This is a genomic window from Variimorphobacter saccharofermentans (assembly GCF_014174405.1).
Classification (GTDB): Bacteria; Bacillota; Clostridia; order Lachnospirales; family Lachnospiraceae; genus Mobilitalea; species Mobilitalea saccharofermentans.
Map to the genome: position 1 here is coordinate 157,795 of NZ_JACEGA010000001.1, position 19,523 is coordinate 177,317.

Annotated in this window: 17 protein-coding genes; 7 read left to right on the forward strand and 10 right to left on the reverse strand. The window is 40.1% G+C overall.

The window, feature by feature from the left end:
• Positions 1–101: 101 nt before the first annotated feature.
• The 4 genes from H0486_RS00675 (at position 102) to H0486_RS00690 (ending at position 5,326) form a co-directional block, all read left to right on the forward strand.
• Positions 102–1,655, forward strand: coding sequence for a helix-turn-helix domain-containing protein (locus H0486_RS00675; RefSeq protein WP_228351186.1), 1,554 nt, complete (start codon positions 102–104; stop codon positions 1,653–1,655).
• Between the two features lie 38 nt (positions 1,656–1,693).
• Entirely contained in the window at positions 1,694–2,191 is a 498-nt protein-coding gene (locus H0486_RS00680; RefSeq protein WP_228351187.1) for a GNAT family N-acetyltransferase, read from the forward strand.
• A 380-nt stretch (positions 2,192–2,571) separates the two neighbouring features.
• Positions 2,572–3,549 carry an alpha/beta hydrolase gene (locus tag H0486_RS00685; RefSeq protein ID WP_228351188.1) on the forward strand — a complete coding sequence of 326 codons (978 nt, stop codon included), beginning with the start codon at positions 2,572–2,574 and terminating at the stop codon, positions 3,547–3,549.
• A 133-nt stretch (positions 3,550–3,682) separates the two neighbouring features.
• Positions 3,683–5,326, forward strand: coding sequence for a hypothetical protein (locus H0486_RS00690; protein ID WP_228351189.1), 1,644 nt, complete (start codon positions 3,683–3,685; stop codon positions 5,324–5,326).
• Between the two features lie 112 nt (positions 5,327–5,438).
• On the opposite strand, the gene sigZ is transcribed toward H0486_RS00690, so the two are convergent.
• The 5 genes from sigZ to H0486_RS00715 form a co-directional block, all read right to left on the reverse strand.
• Complete coding sequence (gene sigZ, locus H0486_RS00695) at positions 5,439–6,032, reverse strand: RNA polymerase sigma factor SigZ (protein WP_228351190.1); 594 nt, start codon at positions 6,030–6,032, stop codon at positions 5,439–5,441.
• A 234-nt stretch (positions 6,033–6,266) separates the two neighbouring features.
• Entirely contained in the window at positions 6,267–7,607 is a 1,341-nt protein-coding gene (locus H0486_RS00700; protein ID WP_228351191.1) for a GH1 family beta-glucosidase, read from the reverse strand.
• A 184-nt stretch (positions 7,608–7,791) separates the two neighbouring features.
• Positions 7,792–8,004 carry a hypothetical protein gene (locus H0486_RS00705; RefSeq protein ID WP_228351192.1) on the reverse strand — a complete coding sequence of 71 codons (213 nt, stop codon included), beginning with the start codon at positions 8,002–8,004 and terminating at the stop codon, positions 7,792–7,794.
• Between the two features lie 55 nt (positions 8,005–8,059).
• Positions 8,060–9,406, reverse strand: coding sequence for a glycoside hydrolase family 5 protein (locus tag H0486_RS00710; RefSeq protein WP_228351193.1), 1,347 nt, complete (start codon positions 9,404–9,406; stop codon positions 8,060–8,062).
• Positions 9,407–9,496: 90 nt separating this feature from the next.
• Positions 9,497–10,609 (reverse strand): permease, encoded by a 1,113-nt coding sequence (locus H0486_RS00715; RefSeq protein WP_228351194.1) that lies wholly within the window; start codon positions 10,607–10,609, stop codon positions 9,497–9,499.
• A 302-nt stretch (positions 10,610–10,911) separates the two neighbouring features.
• Here H0486_RS00715 and H0486_RS00720 point away from each other — a divergent pair, with 302 nt between their 5' ends.
• From H0486_RS00720 to H0486_RS00730, 3 genes are all read left to right on the forward strand, one after another.
• Entirely contained in the window at positions 10,912–12,174 is a 1,263-nt protein-coding gene (locus tag H0486_RS00720; RefSeq protein ID WP_228351195.1) for a DNA polymerase Y family protein, read from the forward strand.
• A gap of 7 nt (positions 12,175–12,181) precedes the next feature.
• Positions 12,182–12,493, forward strand: a complete 312-nt coding sequence (locus H0486_RS00725; RefSeq protein WP_228351196.1) for a hypothetical protein — start codon at positions 12,182–12,184, stop codon at positions 12,491–12,493.
• A gap of 246 nt (positions 12,494–12,739) precedes the next feature.
• Positions 12,740–14,164 (forward strand): serine hydrolase domain-containing protein, encoded by a 1,425-nt coding sequence (locus H0486_RS00730; RefSeq protein WP_228351197.1) that lies wholly within the window; start codon positions 12,740–12,742, stop codon positions 14,162–14,164.
• Positions 14,165–14,318: 154 nt separating this feature from the next.
• Here H0486_RS00730 and H0486_RS00735 read toward each other — a convergent pair whose 3' ends face one another.
• From H0486_RS00735 to hcp, 5 genes are all read right to left on the reverse strand, one after another.
• Positions 14,319–15,035, reverse strand: a complete 717-nt coding sequence (locus H0486_RS00735) for a DNA-methyltransferase (RefSeq protein ID WP_228351198.1) — start codon at positions 15,033–15,035, stop codon at positions 14,319–14,321.
• A gap of 191 nt (positions 15,036–15,226) precedes the next feature.
• Positions 15,227–16,036: a TdeIII family type II restriction endonuclease gene (locus H0486_RS00740; protein WP_228351199.1), complete on the reverse strand. Its 810-nt coding sequence runs from the start codon at positions 16,034–16,036 to the stop codon at positions 15,227–15,229.
• Between the two features lie 359 nt (positions 16,037–16,395).
• Entirely contained in the window at positions 16,396–16,968 is a 573-nt protein-coding gene (locus H0486_RS00745) for a hemerythrin domain-containing protein (protein WP_228351200.1), read from the reverse strand.
• Positions 16,965–17,627, reverse strand: coding sequence for a hypothetical protein (locus H0486_RS00750; RefSeq protein ID WP_228351201.1), 663 nt, complete (start codon positions 17,625–17,627; stop codon positions 16,965–16,967). The genes H0486_RS00745 and H0486_RS00750 overlap by 4 nt, the downstream gene beginning before the upstream one ends.
• Before the next feature lie 215 nt (positions 17,628–17,842).
• Complete coding sequence (hcp, locus tag H0486_RS00755; RefSeq protein ID WP_228351202.1) at positions 17,843–19,480, reverse strand: hydroxylamine reductase; 1,638 nt, start codon at positions 19,478–19,480, stop codon at positions 17,843–17,845.
• Between the last annotated feature and the right edge of the window lie 43 nt (positions 19,481–19,523).

The window sequence follows — 19,523 nt, forward strand, 5'->3', positions numbered from 1 at the left end:
GTATTATGGAAGCAGGAAGGTCAAAAACGTCGAGTAAATAAACAAGGACCTGTTATAATTAAGATATCTTCCGGAAGTAAAAAAAAAGTGGGGGTGAAAATATGGACTATTCCTTTTTTGTGTGGTCAACAGCTTCTTTTATTGAAACTAGGCTAAAGGAGAAGATTGAATACTCTGCATTGGAGAAGACAGTGGGATTCTCCTATCGGCATATTAGAGAAACCTTCAAGGAATGTACGGGCATTACCTTATCTCGCTATATCCTGCTGAGAAAGATTGCAAATTCTGCCTTCGACATAGTTCATACTCCGAAGAGTCTGACAGAGATTGCAGGAGAGTATATGTTTGACAGCTACGATACCTTTACCAGAGCCTATAAAAGGCATATTAGCCTTAACCCATCGGAGTTTCGTAACCCCAACTGTAAGCTTAAGGTGGGAAGACGAAGAATACTAACAGGCTTTTATGCACCCATGATTATGCAGAAGGAGGAGTTTGCAAGAAGACGGGAGGAATGGCTTGTCAATACCTCCGGCAGCACCCCTCAGATAATGGAGAATGATAAATCTATGAAAAATGTTGAAAAATCAAATGACAGTTGCATCTTATACGGAGTTCCGAAGGTGGCATATACCTTTGAGGAATGCACTCCTTTTTGTGTGGCAATGAAATCCTGTCTTAATTATATGGGACAGCAGATTGACTACGCCTATATTATGGCAACAACCGGTGCCGCTTTTCGACTTCGGTGGAATATTAACGAGTGGGATGGCGGTAATGTGGATATCATGAACATCTATGAGAATCCTTATGAAGCCTTTCAGAGGGCCTTTCAAGCTGCCGGACGCAGATATCAGCTACTGAAGAGAGAGGATTCCAGTAAAGAAGAGTTTATACAGTTTATTAAGAAAGAAATAGACGATGGACGGCCAGTAATTGCTTTTGGTATAATCGGACCTCCGGAAGCCTGCCTGATAACCGGATACCGAGATGGAGGGAATACTCTGCTTGGATGGAACTGCTTTCAGGAAAATCAGGAATATGCGGGAAATGTGAAATTGGATGAAAGCGGATATTTTATCACTAGTACATGGTGGGAGAATGAATGCACCGTTGCGCTTATTTCTGTTGGTGAGGAGCAGGAGAAGCTGGGAAGCAGCCGGGATATTCTTGAAAATGCCATTGATATTTTAACCAAAGAGAGGATTACTTTCCGCGATCAGGAGAAGATAACAGCAGAATATGCTGGAGGTCAAAAGGCATATGAAGCCTGGGCAAGCTCAGTGGGTAATGATAAAGAATTCCCTGAGCAAGCAGTACTTCCGATTCTGTTTGAGCGGCTCATGTGTCAGAATGATGCCCAGGTTATGATTTGTGAAGGCCGTTCTTATGCAGCCTGTTATTTTGACAGATTAGCAGGAGAGCATGGAGCAGTTGCCGATAAATGCAAAAAGGTCGCTGAATATTTTCGCAAGGTTGCTGAATGTGGCTTTAAAATGAACGATGCGAAGGGTGGTTTTATGCAGGACGAGGCAGCAGCTCGGAAATTCGCTGAGCCACAGAGCCGCAAAACGACAGTATCACTGATATTAAAGGCAAAGGAATATGAGGAAAAAGCCTGTGGATTGATTAAGGAGATACTATCAGAGCTTTAAGCTATAGCTATAAACGAATTACGATAAGGAGAATGTTAATGAAAACATACAAGAACCTAACCTTTGAATATATAAAAGAGGAAGATATCGATATATTAACACCCATTATGACAAGAGCCTTTGACGAGGATTCACGCATTCATTTGAATAAAGAAAAGGGAGGTCCCGATGGATACGATAACGGGGAATTCCTTCGAAAATATGCTCTGCATAATGATTCTGAGGCATATAAGATTTCTTCAAAGGGGGAAGTAGTAGGTGCTGTAATCGTTTGGATTGATAGAAAGTATAAAAGGAGTTTCCTGGGAAATATATTTGTAGATACAAAGTATCAGAACCAAGGATATGGAAAAGTGATATGGGAGTTTTTGCAGAATGAGTATCCGGATACAGAGGTATGGGGAACAGAAACCCCGGCATTTTCCAGAAGAAACCATAACTTCTATATCAACAAATGCGGCTTTCATGTGATAAGGATTGAGAATCCGAAGGATATTTTAGAGGGATCCTATATCATGGAAAAACGCATGAAATAATCCATTATGAAACCCATTATAAGTAGTCATAAATTAGTGCATTGAATCACAATAACTATTATGTAGAGGCCTATAAAATTAAATATGTAACAGTGAAGAGGATAATAAATATATAAGTATTTATATCCTCTTTTTTTATATAAAGTGGGGGATAATGTGGAAATATCAATTTTTATATATTATAATAAGTGATAATAAAATATTACCAGATCATTATCATAAGAAAGTTAATGATGGTAATGAAGGATATGAGGGGAAGAAATGAATACAAATACATGAAATGCAAATACATGAAATACAAATACGTGAAATACAAATACATGTAATGACAAGGGATAGCTATTATATAAATATAATTAATGAATGAAAGTGGGACAGAGATGAAAAAAGGAATCAAGAAGAAAAAGGGTGTAAAAATATTATTAATTGTTGCTATAATTGTTTTGCTACTGTTTTTTGGAATGTCATATTTTCTTGGTAGTCAGGTTTTCATGGGCTCAACGCAGCTGGTTACACCAGAGACTACGACTGGAGTAAAAGAAAGCTTCTGGGATAAATATCAAGTTGATTTTGAAAGCTTTTGCAATACATATACTGTTGAAGAAGTGGAGATTACCTCTTCCTTTGATGGACATATTATACCAGCTGACTACATCTATGCACAGGATGCCCAGAATAGTAAGGACCATAAAACTGTAATTATGGTACATGGTCTCGGGGGAAATCGATACACCAATTACCCAAATGCGGAGATGTTTTTACAGAGGGGATATAATGTTTTATCCTATGACCAAAGAAGCAGTAATGAAAATACAGCGAAGTATACAACCTTTGGGTATTGGGAAAGATATGACCTGATTGATTATATAGAATATATTAAGGAACAAGCTCCGAATCAAATCATCGGTGTATGGGGTACCTCCTTTGGCGGTGCGACAGCAGGACTTGCGATGGAGAATAAGGCTGTTGAAGAGAGTATCGATTTTCTTATTCTTGACTGTCCGGTTAGCAGTATGAAATGGATGGTAGAGGAAGAAATGAGAAAAATGGATATCGGTTTGCCGATTTCGTATATGACTTTCTGTGGAAATGTTATGAATAGGATAAAACTAGGGTTCAGCTATGAAGATGCGGATGTTAGTAAGGCCATCGCCCAAATTGAAATTCCGGTTTTGGTCATTAACAGTAAAGTGGATACCGTAACACCTCAGTTTATGGGACAGGACATCTATGATGCGATTCAGGGGGAAAAGAAAAGAATCTGGACTGTGGAAGATAGTGAACATACAGAGATGTGGCTGGAGCATAATCAAGAATATAAAGATCGAGTGGATGAAATATTGAGTATGGTTGAATAGGGAAGTATGCGACAGGAACTGTTGCATTATATATCAGCAAGATAAGGGGCTTCATTACCAGATAGATTAATAGGCAATTTAGCTTTATAATTAATGCACGTTGTATCAATATGATAATAAGGGGTGAGTATTCATGCAGTTTGGTCTACAGTTGTTTGGTATATATGATATTTGTAAGAAGAATCCGGAAACTCTGTTTAAGAAATTGTCCGATATCGGATATCAGTATGTGGAACCATGTATTGCCTTCGGCAATCTGGGAGGGTTTGAACAGTCGATTTGGACAGTGGAAGAATTTGAAAGAATGCTTCCATTACTTAAAAAGCATTATCTTGAGGTGATTTCCTGCCATGTGTTTTCGTTGAATCTACAGGAGGCAGTACCTGAGATGAAACGACTGAGCGTACAGTATGGAATCCAACAGTTTGTGCTGAATTGCCCGGACGAACTGACAAAGGTACGAATGCAGGAAGTGGCATTTTCCTATATACAGGCGGCAGAGGAGATTTCGAAAGTAGGAGCACGAATTCTGATTCACAATGGTAGTTCGGAGATCGCTAAGAAAATAGACGGACGCTCAGCCTATGAGTGGTTTATGGATGCTTGTCTTGGCAGGGTGGATGCCCAAGTAGATGTAGGATGGTTGCTCTTTGCCGGAGAGGATCCGGAGCAGTTTTTGTGGCGTAACAAGGAACGAGTGAAATCAATTCATTATAAGGATTTTAAAACGCCGGGTAATCCGGATAGTGAGGTATATTTAGGACAGGGCGCTTTAGATGCTGTTGCGTGTTTTCAGTTTGCCAGGGCGATGGGAATTACGCAGATTATTGATCAGGATCAATCACAGGGGGATGTGTATGAGGATTTAAGAAATGCATATCAGCTGCTTGATGGACTTGGACAGTGCAGGGACAACACGGTAAGTTATTTAAATATAATGGATACAAAGACGGGAGAAGTGAAGGTTCTGCGTCGATATGAGCGTATCATTGAAGCGCCGAACTGGCTAAAGAAGGAGAATGTAATTCTTTATAATTCGGAAGGCTATATCTATCGGTATGATATTCAAAGTGATACAGAAATTCGCATTGAAAGTGGAGAATGTAATAACTGCAATAACGACCACGTAATCTCTGCAGATGAAAAGTGGCTGGCAGTCAGTCATGGACCCAAAGACGGTGGGTTCGCTTCCCGGATATATATCCTGCCGCTGATGGGGGGGATACCTAGGCTGGTAACACCAAATACACCAAGTTTTCTGCATGGATGGTCACCGGATGGGGAGAAACTCGCATACTGTGCATTTCGTGAGCATGATGGGCATCAGGAAGTGGATATTTACACGATACCGGCAGAGGGCGGAGAAGAGAAACGTCTCACGTTGGGCGGCTTCAATGACGGACCGGAGTATTCTCCCGACGGTAAGCATATATGGTTCAACAGTACCCGAACCGGTTTAATGCAGGTATGGCGGATGAATCGGGATGGAAGTGAACCGGTTCAAATGACAATGAACGAAAGCAATAACTGGTTTCCCCATATATCACCGGATGGGAGGAAGGTGGTTTATTTGTCCTACCGAAAAGGGGACTTAAAACCTACAGAGCATCTTCCTAATATGCAGGTGGAGCTTTGGATGATGAATTATGATGGTAGTGGAAAGCAACGAATGCTATCGTTCTTTGGCGGCCAGGGATCCATTAATGTGAATTCCTGGGCAGCAGATAGCCGGCATATTGCGTTTATTAGTTATGAGCTGATACACGGTATAAAATAGGTAAGCACTGAATCGTTGAAAAACTGTAATAACTGTAATAAAGAGTATAATGAGAAATATACAGATAATGAGGCTGTCCCAAAAGTATTATAAACTACCTAAAACTCTTTCTTTATGGTAAATCATTTTTATTCGGGTGGCAGCAACAGCAGCAAATGGGATGGTAGTTAATGATCCTTCCATATCGATCGAGTTCAAAATGGCAGCATTTCATTAGGCTATCCTTTAGCAATTGTCGTCCCCGTTGAACCCGGGACTTGGCACCTGATACGGAAATTCCCAGTCTTTTAGCCAATTCCACCTGGGATAAGCCTTCTATTTCTACAAGGTAAAGTGCTTGTGAGTATTTTTCCGGAAGGTCATCAATCATTCCTTTTAAGCCGGCTGCAACCTTTTGAGCCGGCTCTGAATCTACTATATTATTAATATTGTTAATAGCTCCTTCATCTTCTAAAGGAATCTCATCGATATCCTCTAATTTCATTTTTTCCTTTCGGTAATAATCAATGATTGTATTTCGCGCAATTTGATAAACCCAGCTATGAACTTTTGTACTTTCTTTGAGTGAATCAATATTGGAATGAATTTTGACAAATACGTCCTGCAAAATATCTTCGATTTGGGAAGGGTTAGAGACCCTTCGAGCTATAAATGAGCGAAGTGCTGAACTGAATTCTTCCCATATTTGCTCGGTACCATATTCCATACATTTCACCTGTACAACCTTTCTATCGATTTATATAAATGGCGGTATGAAGCAAATAATCAATTAATCATACCGCTACAGCTTCATTTTATTTCTACCGCGGAAAATGCTTAGCGTGCAATCTAACATAATTATGTAACTGATTTATTTATTATATAGATGTCAAAAACATCCTTTACTTAATTATAAAATAATATTTCTGGAAAGCAATAATGATTTTTCTTAGAGACTATATTAAAGTCCATTTCTTTCTATGACTTTCTTATACCAGAAGCCACTCTTCTTTATAATACGTTTCTGTGTTTCATAATCTATGTAAACCAGACCAAATCTTTTAGAATATCCCAATCTCCATTCAAAATTATCCATGAATGACCATACATAATAACCTGCAACATGAGCACCATCTTTTACTGCCCGGAAAACTTCTGATATATGATTATTAAGGTAGCTTATGCGCTCATCGTCATTTACTTTTCCATCCTTATCAATATCATCCTTAAATGCCGCACCATTCTCTGTTATCATTATTTTTATACCATCGTATTCCCTTTGTAAGTATAGCAACAGGTCATAAATCCCTTCGGGGTATATCTCCCATCCTGTATCCGTCTTATTTTTCCCGGTGTCAGCAAATGCTACCTGAAGAGGTGGTTTATCTGCATCATATGCCACAGAGTTAAAGGAATAATTGTTGATTCCTAAAAAGTCAATTGGCGTATGGATCACGTCCATATCACTACTAATAATGTCTGGAACTTTGGCAATGTTTGAAAACAGTTTATGAAGCTGCTCCGGATATTTTCCCTTCAGAATGGGATCCAGAAACCAGTTGTTCTGGAATTCACTATACCGTTTAGCAGCAAGTAAATCAGCTTCACTCTCCGAAGCAGGGTATACAGGATTGAGATTAAGTGAAATCCCAATTTCTCCGTTCATTCCCATTTCCCGATACGCACGAACTGTTTTACCATGGGCCAGCATTATATTGTGTGCTGCCTGTAAAGCGAATGAAAGGTCAGTAACAGCTGGTGGATGTCCACCATACCAATACCCAATAAAGGAAGATACCCAGGGCTCATTAAAGGTTATCCAAATGGGGACCTTATCCCCTAGTTCCTTGAATACATAACGCGCATATTGAACAAAATGGTCTACAACCTCCGGATTAGTCCATCCACCGATATCCTGTAGCTTCTGAGGCAAATCCCAGTGGTATAGGGTAGCCGCAGGGATTATTTTATTTTTTACCAGCAAAGTAACTAAGTTGCGATAAAAATCCATACCCTTTTTATTCGGTTCCCCTCTACCATCCGGAAATATACGTGGCCAAGAAATAGAAAAACGATAGGATTTGATACCTATTTCTTTCATGATTTTTATATCTTCTTCGTAGAGATGATAATGGTCACATGCAACATCGCCAGTATTATTGCCCCATATCATCCCAGGTGTATGAGTATATCGATCCCATATAGACTCACCTTTTCCATCCTCGTTATAGGCCCCTTCAATTTGATAAGCAGATGTAGCTGTACCCCATATAAAGTTCTCTGGAAAAACCATATTACTCATTCACAAATCTCCCTTCAAGGAACTGCTGTAGGATATATTTGCAGGGCTATGTGAGGTAAGTCATAGTTCCAGCTGTTACATCATGCAACAGTTCCTTCTTAAATAGAGCCAACTGCAGGTAAATTAATAATTACGATAGCTGCCAGGCCAATACTTATATACTTCTAGTAAGCGATATGATTTTTTATGAACATGAACAAGAACAACCACATCCGGAATTTGCTGATGGCTTATCATTTTCGGTTGATATGTCACAACAATTACTACTTGCATAGTTGATTGCTGGCATGGATCCACATCCGCATCCGGTCGGGGCCTGGCCATCCAGTGTACCACAACATTCACACTCAAATTCTTCTTTTACTACGCCTGCTACTGATTTTTTAAATTCAAACATAATTAACCCTCCTAAAATATTAAATGATTTTCTAACATTTTCTTGCTTTTTTAACTTAACCTTCTGAGTATTTATATAACGTATAAGACTTTACTAATTCGGCGAGTTCCTCCCAACCATCACAATTTTCTAATAAGAAAGATTTAGGATACTCCTTCATTTCTTCCCATGGTATCGATTGCAATTTGGGTTTGACTAGCATATGTATATGCAATTCATTAAGAAAGGAGTATAACCTGAATGCAAGAGGCTCTTTAATTTTTTCATGAATGGTATAAGAAAATTTACCTTCTACCATCTCAAATATTTCTTTAGCAATCGTTGGATTGCTTCGCCCCTTCAGCTGCCATTGATGTCTGAAATCATTTGCCATAGACATCCACTTGGTATCATCCTTCGGATAAACCATTCCCATTGCTCCTGCATCTTTATAACTCCATAAAGTCCAGGAAATACCGTGCTTTTCAAAGATATCAAGGCAATCTTTGACTAACTTTATCCCTTCTAGCAGCTTATCTTTCGGAAAATGTCCGCCTGTCTCTCCCGCCCAGAGTGCCATTCCTGTTTCTTCTCTTAATTTTGTAAAATAAGATATCTTTTCTTCCAATTGTGCTTTTCTTTCTTCAGCTTCCGTAGACATAAATACATGCTGTCCAGGATAAAAATGAAAAGAAATTGCCTGTTGATATCCGCCAAGGCTATCAAAAATGCTAAAGTCTTTGGCCCAATCATCTCCTTCCAGAAAAATAATATGATTCATATCCACATTCCTTATTTCTTGGATGACTTTCCTATAAAAATCATTAAAAGCAGAAATATTTGAAACAAAGCTAGGCTCGTTCAGTACATCATAGCCGGCAATTATAGGTTCATCCTTATACTTCTTTGCAATATAACCCCACAGCTTAATAACTCTTTCCCTTGCCAAAGCATCTTCCCAAAAGCCACTTACACCTGTTTCACTTCCACCATGTGAATCCGGGTTTTGTCCACCGGGAGAAGAATGCAGATCCAAAATTGCGTAAATTCCATATTTTCGACAGAGTGCGATTACGCGATCTAAATGCTTAAACCCGTTTTGAATATACTTACCAGGCTCCTGGTCATTTTCGAAATGCCAATAACCAAAAGGAAGACGTAATACATTAACGCCCAAACTTTTTATAAGAACGAAATCATCTTCATTTATAAAGCTGGTCAGAAATTCATCGAAAAAAAGATCGGCATTATCTTTACCATAAACCTCAGCATAAGTCTGACGAATTCTCTTCTCTGTGCCAGGTATCCTCAGCATAAAACTTTCAATGTCCATCCACGAACCTATTGAAAATCCTCTTAGTACGATCTTCTTATTGTTTCGCTTAAATTCTCCGTTTTCCACCTGAACAAATCCAGTCTCCATACGTGTCCCTCCTTTAATTAAACTCATATATTAAGACGGTCATGAAGCGACAAAGACGTAAAATTATGATAACAAATTTAATATATTTGCTTATAGACCCAATACGATTAACATTTGATATAAGTACCCAATGATAATTCCACTAGCTAAAACAAAACCGATATAAAGACCAATAACTCTTTTTTTCATGAAAGCTGAAATGCCTGCTATGACCCAGGCGCTGGTTGCCGGACCCGTTATCATGAATGCCATCATTGCTCCATCTCCTGCACCGCCATCCATTAACGCTTTCATGAGTGGAATGGCACCTTCGCCACTAACATAAAGAGGCAAGCCAATTAAAGCAGCTAAAGGAACGGAAAAGAAACTTTCCCCACTGAATAGAGACATGATTAATGAAGTGGGTACAAACGATTGAATAAGATAACCAAAACCAGCAAAGATTGCGAAGTACAGAAGTATTTGCTTTAAGCCAACATCGATTAAGGCCTGCCCGACTTCCTTGATTTTATATTTTTTTATAATGTTTGTAAAAGATTTATCATTAGATGATACCGGCTTGGATACAGGTGTAGGAGAACTGCACTCACATGTAGGTACTGATAATTGCTGCTCAGTTACTGGAATTGTAGAACTGCAACAACATGCTGTCTCTGAGGTTGTAGTACTGCAGTCACAAGCTGTCTCAGTAGTTATGGGGCCGCAACCACATGATTGAGAGGACTGACTTTTTGCAAATCGTAACTGGTCATCTAAAAAACTAGTCTTTTTCTCAATTAAATGTGTCAATCCGCCCGAAATCAGACCGATAGCGACTGAGGCTATGGTTAGTGCAATTGCGAATTTGAAACTGAGTATACCGGCAATCATAATAAAAGTGTCCGGGCTCATTAGTGGGGAGGAGGTTAGAAAGGCCATAACCGGTCCCCATGGCAATGCAGTAGATAACAATCCAATAACGACCGCCATTGTACCGCAGGCACATAATGGAGTAAAAGCTCCGAAAGCAACACTTGCAAGAGTTGAAACTTTTGGTCTGTTAATTAATGACTCTTTGAGCTTCTCCGCATTAACATAGACTTTCATTAGCGAAGCAGTAAGTATGGCTAAACCTAATGGCAGCCAGTTGTGATAAAGACTTGTTAATACTGACGTTATAGTATCCGCCAATAGTTCTGATAAATAATTAATAATTTCTTGCATTTTCATCCATCTCCTGATTTCTTATTTAAGTACATATTAATAGACGATGGATTATTGGAAAGGACGCAAAAATTTAATTAATTTGCCTGGCCCTTTAAACATGATTTTTATTTTATCCAAATGTTTTCTCTTTACATCGAACAATTGTTCTGGTATAATAAACTTAAAAATAGAACACATGTACGGTTTTTGCCCGCGCCGATATAGTAGATAAGGGATGTTTACGTATGTATGGAAGAAATGGTTTTACAGAATAAGAAGCGAGAATGATTACAATTTAAGTTAGATAAGGTGATAAATGTATGGATAACATAATATTTCATATTGATGTTAATTCGGCTTTCCTAAGTTGGGAAGCCGTTTATCGCCTACACGTTCTCGGAGAGGAGAAGGACCTGCGGGAGATACCTTCAGCGGTGGGAGGCGATATTAAGAAGCGTCATGGAATTATTCTGGCTAGGTCCACGCCTGCTAAGAAGTTCGGGGTAAGAACCGGAGATACCATCAGCGATGCCAAGAAGCTATGCCCGGATCTGGTATTGGTACCGCCTCATTATGACCTTTACGATACCTGCTCTAAGGCATTTATGGAGATTTTGCGGGAGTTTTCTCCGGTTGTGGAGCAATATTCGGTGGATGAAGCCTATTGTGATATGACGGGAACCATCGGTCTCTATGGCTCGGCGGTGGTTGCCGCCAATCTGATGAAGGATAGAATTGCAAATGAATTGGGATTCACGGTGAATATCGGAATCTCATCCAACAAATTACTGGCAAAGATGGCCTCGGACTTTAAGAAGCCGAATTTGGTGCATACCTTGTTTCCCCATGAGATGGAGAAGAAGATGTGGAAGCTTCCGGTGGAGGAATTGTTCTATGTGGGTCATGCAACCAAGAGAAAGCTGCATATGCTGGGAATACACACCATCGGGGAGCTGGCTAGAACGGATCTGGATTTGCTACGGGCTCATTTTAAGAAATATGGAGAGGTGATTTACGCCTTTGCCAATGGAATTGATATGTCCATGGTATCCAATGAGGTTCCTGCCAATAAGGGTTATGGTAACTCCCTTACGATTGCCTTTGACGTGGATCGGAGCGATGTTGCCAAGATGGTGCTGTTGTCCCTGTCGGAAACGGTGGCAACCAGACTGCGGGCAGATTCTGTAATGGCTACTGTAATCGCAGTAAGTATGGTGACCTCGGAATTTCATCATACCTCCCATCAGTTGACCTTGCTCAGTCCTACCAATACCACCAATGAGATTCACAGGGCAGCGTGTCAATTATTTGATGAGTTGTGGGATGGTTCACCCCTTCGGAATCTGGGGGTACACACAAGTAGGGTGGTCCATGGAGACTTTGTCAAGCAGATCAATTTGTTTGATATGAATCGCTATGAGAGATTATCAAAGCTGGATAAGGTAGTGGATCAAGTTCGGGAGCGTTATGGGAGCGACTCCATTATGAGAGCCATATTTTTAAATAACCCCGTTTACCATATGGCAGGCGGAATTGCGCCGGAGAAACGAAAGCCAAATTACGGTACTAATATTAAGGAGTAAATGATTTTTGTTATGGAAAGGCTTGGTGTATCGAATGTATCATATGCCGGTAGATGTAATTGCAACCTTTAATGTGCAGGGCAAGATTAAGCCGAATTACATTCGTTTAGAGGATGAGGAGCATGTCTTACAGACCTACAAAATTGAGAATATTCTATTTAGCCGGGAAGAAAATTATGCTGGTGTTCCGGTATTGCTTTTTTGCTGCAATATACGTAGGGATGATTGCTTGCAAATGATAAACATCAAATTTCACATCAAGACACACCAGTGGATACTGGTACGAGATGCAAATGATAGAATAGCAGAAATAAAATAAGAGGTAAATGGAAGGAAAGCTTCCATGATAAGCGAAAGAGAATGATATAATATCTCAGGATAAAGTATAAGAAGCGGAGGCCGTCTCACGAACAGTTTATAACGGAATTTGCTCAGGGAGGGCCTTTTTTAGCGTAAAAATCACTTCTAAAATCTTTGAATTAAAAAAATGAAGTAATTACCAATAAGATATCGTTATTAAATTTGATAAAGAAATTATTAAAGAAAGTAAAGGGTGAGCTTAAAAATGAAAAAGAAAATTATGAAACTAATGGCTGTAGTTGGCCTTGGAATTACGATACTACTTAACAGTGAATCCCATGTCTATGCGGCTTCAGAAGAGATAAAATATGATGAGATGGACCAGTATTTACAAAAGGCTGTTAAGGAAACACATATTCCGGGTATGTCAGTACTATTAGTCGACAAAGAGAAGGTACTATTCTCGAAGACCTATGGAATATGTGATAGCAGTGATGAATCCTTCATTATTGGCTCCAATAGCAAGTCGTTCACGGCAGTAGCAATCATGCAATTAGTGGAACAGGGTAAGGTTGATTTGAATGATACAATTGATCGCTATCTTCCGGGAATTCATGAGGGAGACAAAATTACAGTCAAGCAGCTTCTGAATCATACCAGTGGAATCAGTACCTATGATACCCAGGAGGATTTTGAGGTATCCTCTAAACAGGGAACTCATGTGTATGCCAATGCCAACTATGGTCTGTTAGGAAAGATCATTGAAAGCGTAACAGGAATAACCTATTGCGATTATATTAGAACCAATATTTTCGAACCGCTTCAGATGACGAACACCTTCACTTCAATGGACGAAGCAAAACAGAACGGATTAATCAAAGGATATCGTAATTATTTCGGATTTATGGTTCCAGAGGACGTCTCTTATCCGAAGGAGGATACGAATGGATGGCTTTCCATTTCGGCAGGATATATTATTTCCAGTGCAAATGATATGGGGAAATATCTACAACTTTACCTAAATGGAGGAAAAGGCGTAATCAGCCCGGAAAGTATTGAAGCAATGTTCTATGACACGGTGAAAGAAAAGGGGACATCTGAATATGGGCTAGGATGGGGTACGATTAATGATGAGAAGGAGCCTATATTCACCCATGGCGGCTTGGTGGAGAATTATATTACCCATATGTTTGTCCTGCCGGAGAGTGAAGTCGCCGGGGTCATTCTGATGAACTATAACGATTATCTTGTTGGGAATAGCATGTCTGCTACCATATTACAAAATGTATGGAAAATACTGTTGGGAGAAAAGCCCAGCCATGTCAATAAAATGTCTTATGAAATGAAACACCTGATTATTGATGGTATATACCTGCTAGTCATCTTAGTCAGTGTATTGCCTCTGATACGATACAGAAGCTGGAAGAAGCAACTAAATAATATAAGAAAAGTAAGAATATGGATTGGATTTACCATATTACATGTCCTGTATCCGACCCTTCTGCTCTTTCTGCCAGGAATACTGGGGACACCCTTCTATGTGGTAGGAGGATTTGTACCCGATTTATATCTGATCTTGATTATCAGTGCAGCCGTGGCATATGCAACAGGGGTAATTAAGGCTGCAACCATTCTTCGACATGCTATCGATAAAAAGGAAAAAGAAGAAGCTCACAGTTCTGCGGCGTAATCATCCAGATGTAAATAGAACGACAAATAGGAAAAGAGGCATCAGCCCGTACACATACACGGATATATAAAATCGGTGTTATGTGAGGGCTGGCGCCTCTTTTATGTAATGATAGGTATTTCTTAACCTCTAAAAACTTCGATACGGATCAATCTTATAGGCCTTCCATTCTCTTTACGCAGGCTTCATAATAAGTGTCATCAATTTCAATCCCTATGAAGCGGCGGTTCATTTCCCGGGCAGCGACTCCGGTGGAGGCAACGCCCATAAACATATCCAGAACCAGATCATTCTCATTGCTGGCTATCTTAATGATCTGCTTAAGAACAGCCAGGGGCTTCTGGGTAGGATGCTTGGGGGATTTCAGGCGCTCACTTCCCATACAGATGGGACTTTCGATAAAATTATGCATCTCGTTCTGTTTTGAGAAATTCCAGGTATGGCCTTTGTTCCACATACAGACTATCAACTCACAGCTGTTTAAGAAGGAGGATTTTCTGATATTCGGTACGGGATTGGTTTTATGCCAAACCATGAACTGAAAGGTATCAAATTCACTGTCGAATACCTCATGCCATTTGCCAATCAAATTGTAACTGGTAAATATGAAGATATTTCCCTTTGGGGAGAGAACACGCTTGAATTCATCAAGAAAATCAATGGGGGCAAGCTCCTTAAGATCCCACTTGGCAACATCGTTGTTGATTTCACTTCTCCAATCAAACTTCATATTGCCAGTAGAATACTTTGCGAGATTATAGGGCGGATCACATAGAATGAGATCAATGCTGCCATCGGGTATTTCCTTGAGCTTCTCCATACAATCCCCATGCATTAACAGGTATTTATCTATGGAATTTACATCTATCATAAGGGGGTATTCTCCTCTCATATATCATAAGCTAAATAGGTAATTGCAAAACTATATAATTGTGACCATTGTGTATACAGTGGATACATGTTCCGAAGCAAACCATAGCGGAAGGAGCGGGTTTGCGCAGGAATATGTATCTGCTGTATACACAATTAAGACATCTTCAGAGTTTCGCAATTGCCTAATCATTAGCTAAAATACAGTTGTTTAATTCGGTCCAGAGCATTCTTTATATATGCGGAACTGCACCGGTACTGGTCAAAGATAACATTATATCCCTCGGGATCATTGCAGACAAAGTTCCAATAATCGCGACCAATTAATAGTTCCTCTCCTGCGAAGAAGGTCTGAACCCGCTCTTGTTTCCAGGGGATACCCTCACCGAATTTATTATAGGCGGTTGCAAAGTATATTCTGATCGTATCCTTGTTCTGTAGGAAGTTCTTTAGGATAAAAAACTCATTGAGCAGCGCAATTTTCTCTGATTTTGCTTTTTTATTATCCAGATCACCACCCGCCTTTAATTCAATCAGGTAATGACAGTGCTTTTCCTCATCGTAGAAATAATTATCCGTCTCATGTGCAGTGATAAAGCTTGTAATATTGGAAGGAACCAGGCAGTTAAAATTCAGATAATCCTCTACCTTTGGTTTGGCATCCCGCTTTTCGTAGGCAGTCATGAGATAATCAATGTGCTGAGTCTGCTGTGGCAGAAGATAGGATTCAATTCGGCCTCTTACGGTGTAGGATATCTTTGCAATGGCATTTCCCATATTCTCCAGGACCTTGCCAAAGGAACTGTCGAAGGAACGGACAAAGGCGGAATAAAACATAAACTCTTCCCCCAGCTGTGACATAAAGGCATTATTCTTTTTGGAATTAATTACACCCAAGGGATCTGTTACCTCCAGGCTGTATCGGGTCTCCAGAACCCCGGCAAACTGTCGGATATGGGTGTCGACAATTTCTCTTATAATGGTTTCTTTTTCGTTTATCATAGCACTACTCCTTAAGTATCAATTATACCATGTAATCAATAATCGTCAAAGTAAAATATGAACAAATTTTCGATTGTTGTTCTATGTGACTGGGAAGAACCGATAGAAAGGGCGAATGCATAACATACCAGCAGGGATATCACTTCCCTCACACACAGACGGAAGTACATATTGCAAAATTTGGTATGTATCAGACGAACTTAAAAGTTCGCCTCATCCATACAAATTTTACAACAAGTTCTTCCGACAGTGTATTATGGTAAGTGATATCCCTGCTGGTATGTTATGCATTTGCCCCTTCTATCGGTTCTTCGTCAGAACAAGGGCTCTAAAGTACAGAGCTCTTGTTCCGACTAGTGCTAATATTCTTCTTTGTGTAAATACTTCTCTTCTAAGGATACAAGGAGATCCCGGTAACGTTCCTGAATGCCCTGGTTCCAGGCATCTGCTTCAAACAGTTCCGTGTCCGAATCTACTTTTTCCAGGATTTCGGGGGATAACTGGCGTTCAGCAAAGGTGTATACGACGGAATTCTCTTTCTCGATATGTCTTCTTAGAAGATGAGTATAGCTGATGGCATTTGCAATTACATCAAGCTTGCTCATCTCATCACCGGACTTCACCCGTTGCAACGCTTCCTCCAATTCCTTGATGAACAAACGACCGGAATCGTGTTCGACAAGCATCCCATGGGTTATCAGTTTATTTCCTAGCGGACCAAGGTGTGTAACCATTTCATGAAATAACAGCTTCTCTTCCTTTCCATGATGGTGTGCGTCAGCAAAATTTCGTATGAAATCAATCATTTTCTCAAAGTCTTCATAACAAATGGAAGCTCCCTTCAGGATTCCATAACATGCGTTTCGTACAACGTCCAGCATGCGAAGGATGGATTGGTGCTCCTCCATCATCAGGATTATACTGCGATTCATGAATGCACTTCCTCTCTTTCATGATATTTATTAATTACTCTTATTCTGTAGGATACTTCATCCGGTCTGTCAAAAGCAAACCGCAATTGATCTGTAGCTTCCAGTTCGCTTACAAAGCCTTCGATCCAATAGTCCCGTAGGGCGTAATAGATCGAGATATCTCCGTTCACTTCATCCCAATAGGTGCTGTGAACACAGGTTGCACGGGACCAGATAACCTCGTTCTCATTATTTGCAACAAGACGATTCGCATGATCACAGGGCATACCATCCAGTAGAAGATCAGAGATTGCTTTATATACATCGGATGGATTCTGAAGGGTGTCCTTCATAGATTGAGCGAACGTTTTGCCATTGGCTGATACGATGCTCTGAATTTCAGTCAGTGACTCCGGATGGGAAGCCAGTAAGGTTGTAATACAATAAGCATATTTATATTCAACCTGGGATACCCGTTCCTGCAACCATCCGTGGATATTCCCCTGATCTATCATTTCCTCCAGCGGTTTGTTTTCAAAGGTACCGAAGGTCTCCTCACAGTATTCTCTTAAGGATACACCATAGCTTTCTCCGAGAAGGTAGAGTTTATCTACGATATCCTGTTGGAGCTTAATTTTATTATATAACCAATAATGGATTGGACCTAAAAATGCACTCATAAAATACTCCTTTATACATGGTCGGTTGCTCTAACTTACCATAATGCACTGTCAGAAGAACTTGTTACTGTATTTTGTATGTCTCAGGCGAATACTTAGATTCACCTGAGACATATAAAATCAGTGACATGTACTTCTGTCTGTGTGAGAGGTAAGTCATAATCATGTAAGTATATTATGCAACAGCCCTGCATTGCCTATTCGTAGTAGTAATATTATTCTAAGAATAACTTTATGTCATCCTCTACTGTACCGATTCCTGCAATACCAAAGTTTTCGACTAAAACCTTAGCTACATTGGGGGATAGGAAAGCAGGTAATGTCGGTCCTAAGTGAATATTCTTCACTCCAAGGTAGAGTAAGGAAAGAAGAACGATAACGGCCTTTTGCTCATACCATGCAATATTAAAGGCAAGAGGAAGCTCGTTAATATCCTGAAGCTCAAATACCTCTTTTAACTTGAGGGCGATTAATGCGAGAGAGTAGGAGTCATTACACTGACCGGCATCCAGTACTCTCGGTATACCGTTGATGTCACCTAGATCCAGCTTGTTATACTTATATTTAGCACAGCCTGCAGTTAATATTACAGTATCCTTCGGAAGTGCCTTCGCAAAGTCTGTATAATAATTTCTTGCTTTTTGTCTACCATCACAGCCTGCCATAACAAAGAATTTCTTAATCGCGCCAGATTTAACTGCTTCAACAATCTGATCCGCCAATTGAAGAACCTGATTATGCGCAAATCCGCCAATAATTTCACCCTGTTCGATCTCAATCGGAGGCTCACAGGTCTTTGCAAGCTCAATAATCGGTGTAAAGTCCTTAATACCGTTTTCATCTCTTTCAATATGAACGCATCCGGTAATTCCGGTGGCACCTGTGGTGAACAGACGGTTTTTATAGGAAGCGGCAGGGGGAACTACACAGTTTGTAGTCATTAAAATCGGGCCACGGAAGCTTTCGAACTCTTCCTTCTGCTTCCACCATGCATTACCGTAGTTACCGATGAAATTTTTATATTTCTTGAAGGCAGGGTAGTAATGTGCCGGAAGCATCTCAGAATGGGTATAAACGTCTACACCCGTTCCCTGAGTCTGCTCAAGGAGCTGCTCTAAATCTCTTAAATCATGTCCTGATATAAGAATACCAGGTCTGCTGCCTACGCCGATGTTTACTTTGGTTATCTCAGGGTTACCGTAGGTACCTGTATTGGCACTATCAAGAAGAGCCATTCCGTCCACACCGAATTTACCGGTCTCCAGAGTAAGACCAATCAGATCATCGATGCTTAAGGTGTCATCCAAGGTGGCAGCAAGTGCTTTCTGCATAAATGCACTGATCTCAGCGTTGTCATAACGTAATTCATTGGCATGCTTCATATATGCAGCAAGACCCTTTAAGCCATATACGATAAGCTCTCTTAAGCTTCTTACATCTTCATTTTCTGTTCTCAGTACACCGACAGTAAGGGATTTTTCATCCAGTGCCTCACGGGTATCTGCACTCCACAATGCTGCATCGGGAAGAGAAGAAGTATCTTTCAAATTTTCCAACAGACGGTTTTTGATGGACAGTGTTTCAAACACTCTCTGATAGAAGATCTCATCATCAAAATTAGCGTTTGTAATCGTTGTGAAGAGGTTAATGGTAATATAGTGGTTAACCTCGGCTGAGATTTCCTCTCCTTGTGCTCTGAGTGCGGTGGTAACAGCACTTAACCCTTTGGTGGTATAAATGAGTAAATCCTGTATTCTTGATAAAGCGGGAGATTTCCCACATACACCAAACTGGGTACATCCGGTACAGCCTGCAGTTTCCTGACATTGATAACAAAACATCTTATTTTCCATTCTTATACGCTCCTTTTTTTATTAATGTTATCAAGGAAGGCGG

Coding starts and splice junctions, on each gene's coding strand:
- H0486_RS00675 (WP_228351186.1), top strand. CDS start 102: ATGGACTATTCCTTTTTTGTGTGGTCAACAGCTTCTTTTATTGAAACT.
- H0486_RS00680 (WP_228351187.1), top strand. CDS start 1,694: ATGAAAACATACAAGAACCTAACCTTTGAATATATAAAAGAGGAAGAT.
- H0486_RS00685 (WP_228351188.1), top strand. CDS start 2,572: ATGAAAAAAGGAATCAAGAAGAAAAAGGGTGTAAAAATATTATTAATT.
- H0486_RS00690 (WP_228351189.1), top strand. CDS start 3,683: ATGCAGTTTGGTCTACAGTTGTTTGGTATATATGATATTTGTAAGAAG.
- sigZ (WP_228351190.1), bottom strand. CDS start 6,032: ATGGAATATGGTACCGAGCAAATATGGGAAGAATTCAGTTCAGCACTT.
- H0486_RS00700 (WP_228351191.1), bottom strand. CDS start 7,607: ATGAGTAATATGGTTTTTCCAGAGAACTTTATATGGGGTACAGCTACA.
- H0486_RS00705 (WP_228351192.1), bottom strand. CDS start 8,004: ATGTTTGAATTTAAAAAATCAGTAGCAGGCGTAGTAAAAGAAGAATTT.
- H0486_RS00710 (WP_228351193.1), bottom strand. CDS start 9,406: ATGGAGACTGGATTTGTTCAGGTGGAAAACGGAGAATTTAAGCGAAAC.
- H0486_RS00715 (WP_228351194.1), bottom strand. CDS start 10,609: ATGCAAGAAATTATTAATTATTTATCAGAACTATTGGCGGATACTATA.
- H0486_RS00720 (WP_228351195.1), top strand. CDS start 10,912: ATGGATAACATAATATTTCATATTGATGTTAATTCGGCTTTCCTAAGT.
- H0486_RS00730 (WP_228351197.1), top strand. CDS start 12,740: ATGAAAAAGAAAATTATGAAACTAATGGCTGTAGTTGGCCTTGGAATT.
- H0486_RS00735 (WP_228351198.1), bottom strand. CDS start 15,035: ATGATAGATGTAAATTCCATAGATAAATACCTGTTAATGCATGGGGAT.
- H0486_RS00740 (WP_228351199.1), bottom strand. CDS start 16,036: ATGATAAACGAAAAAGAAACCATTATAAGAGAAATTGTCGACACCCAT.
- H0486_RS00745 (WP_228351200.1), bottom strand. CDS start 16,968: ATGAATCGCAGTATAATCCTGATGATGGAGGAGCACCAATCCATCCTT.
- H0486_RS00750 (WP_228351201.1), bottom strand. CDS start 17,627: ATGAGTGCATTTTTAGGTCCAATCCATTATTGGTTATATAATAAAATT.
- hcp (WP_228351202.1), bottom strand. CDS start 19,480: ATGGAAAATAAGATGTTTTGTTATCAATGTCAGGAAACTGCAGGCTGT.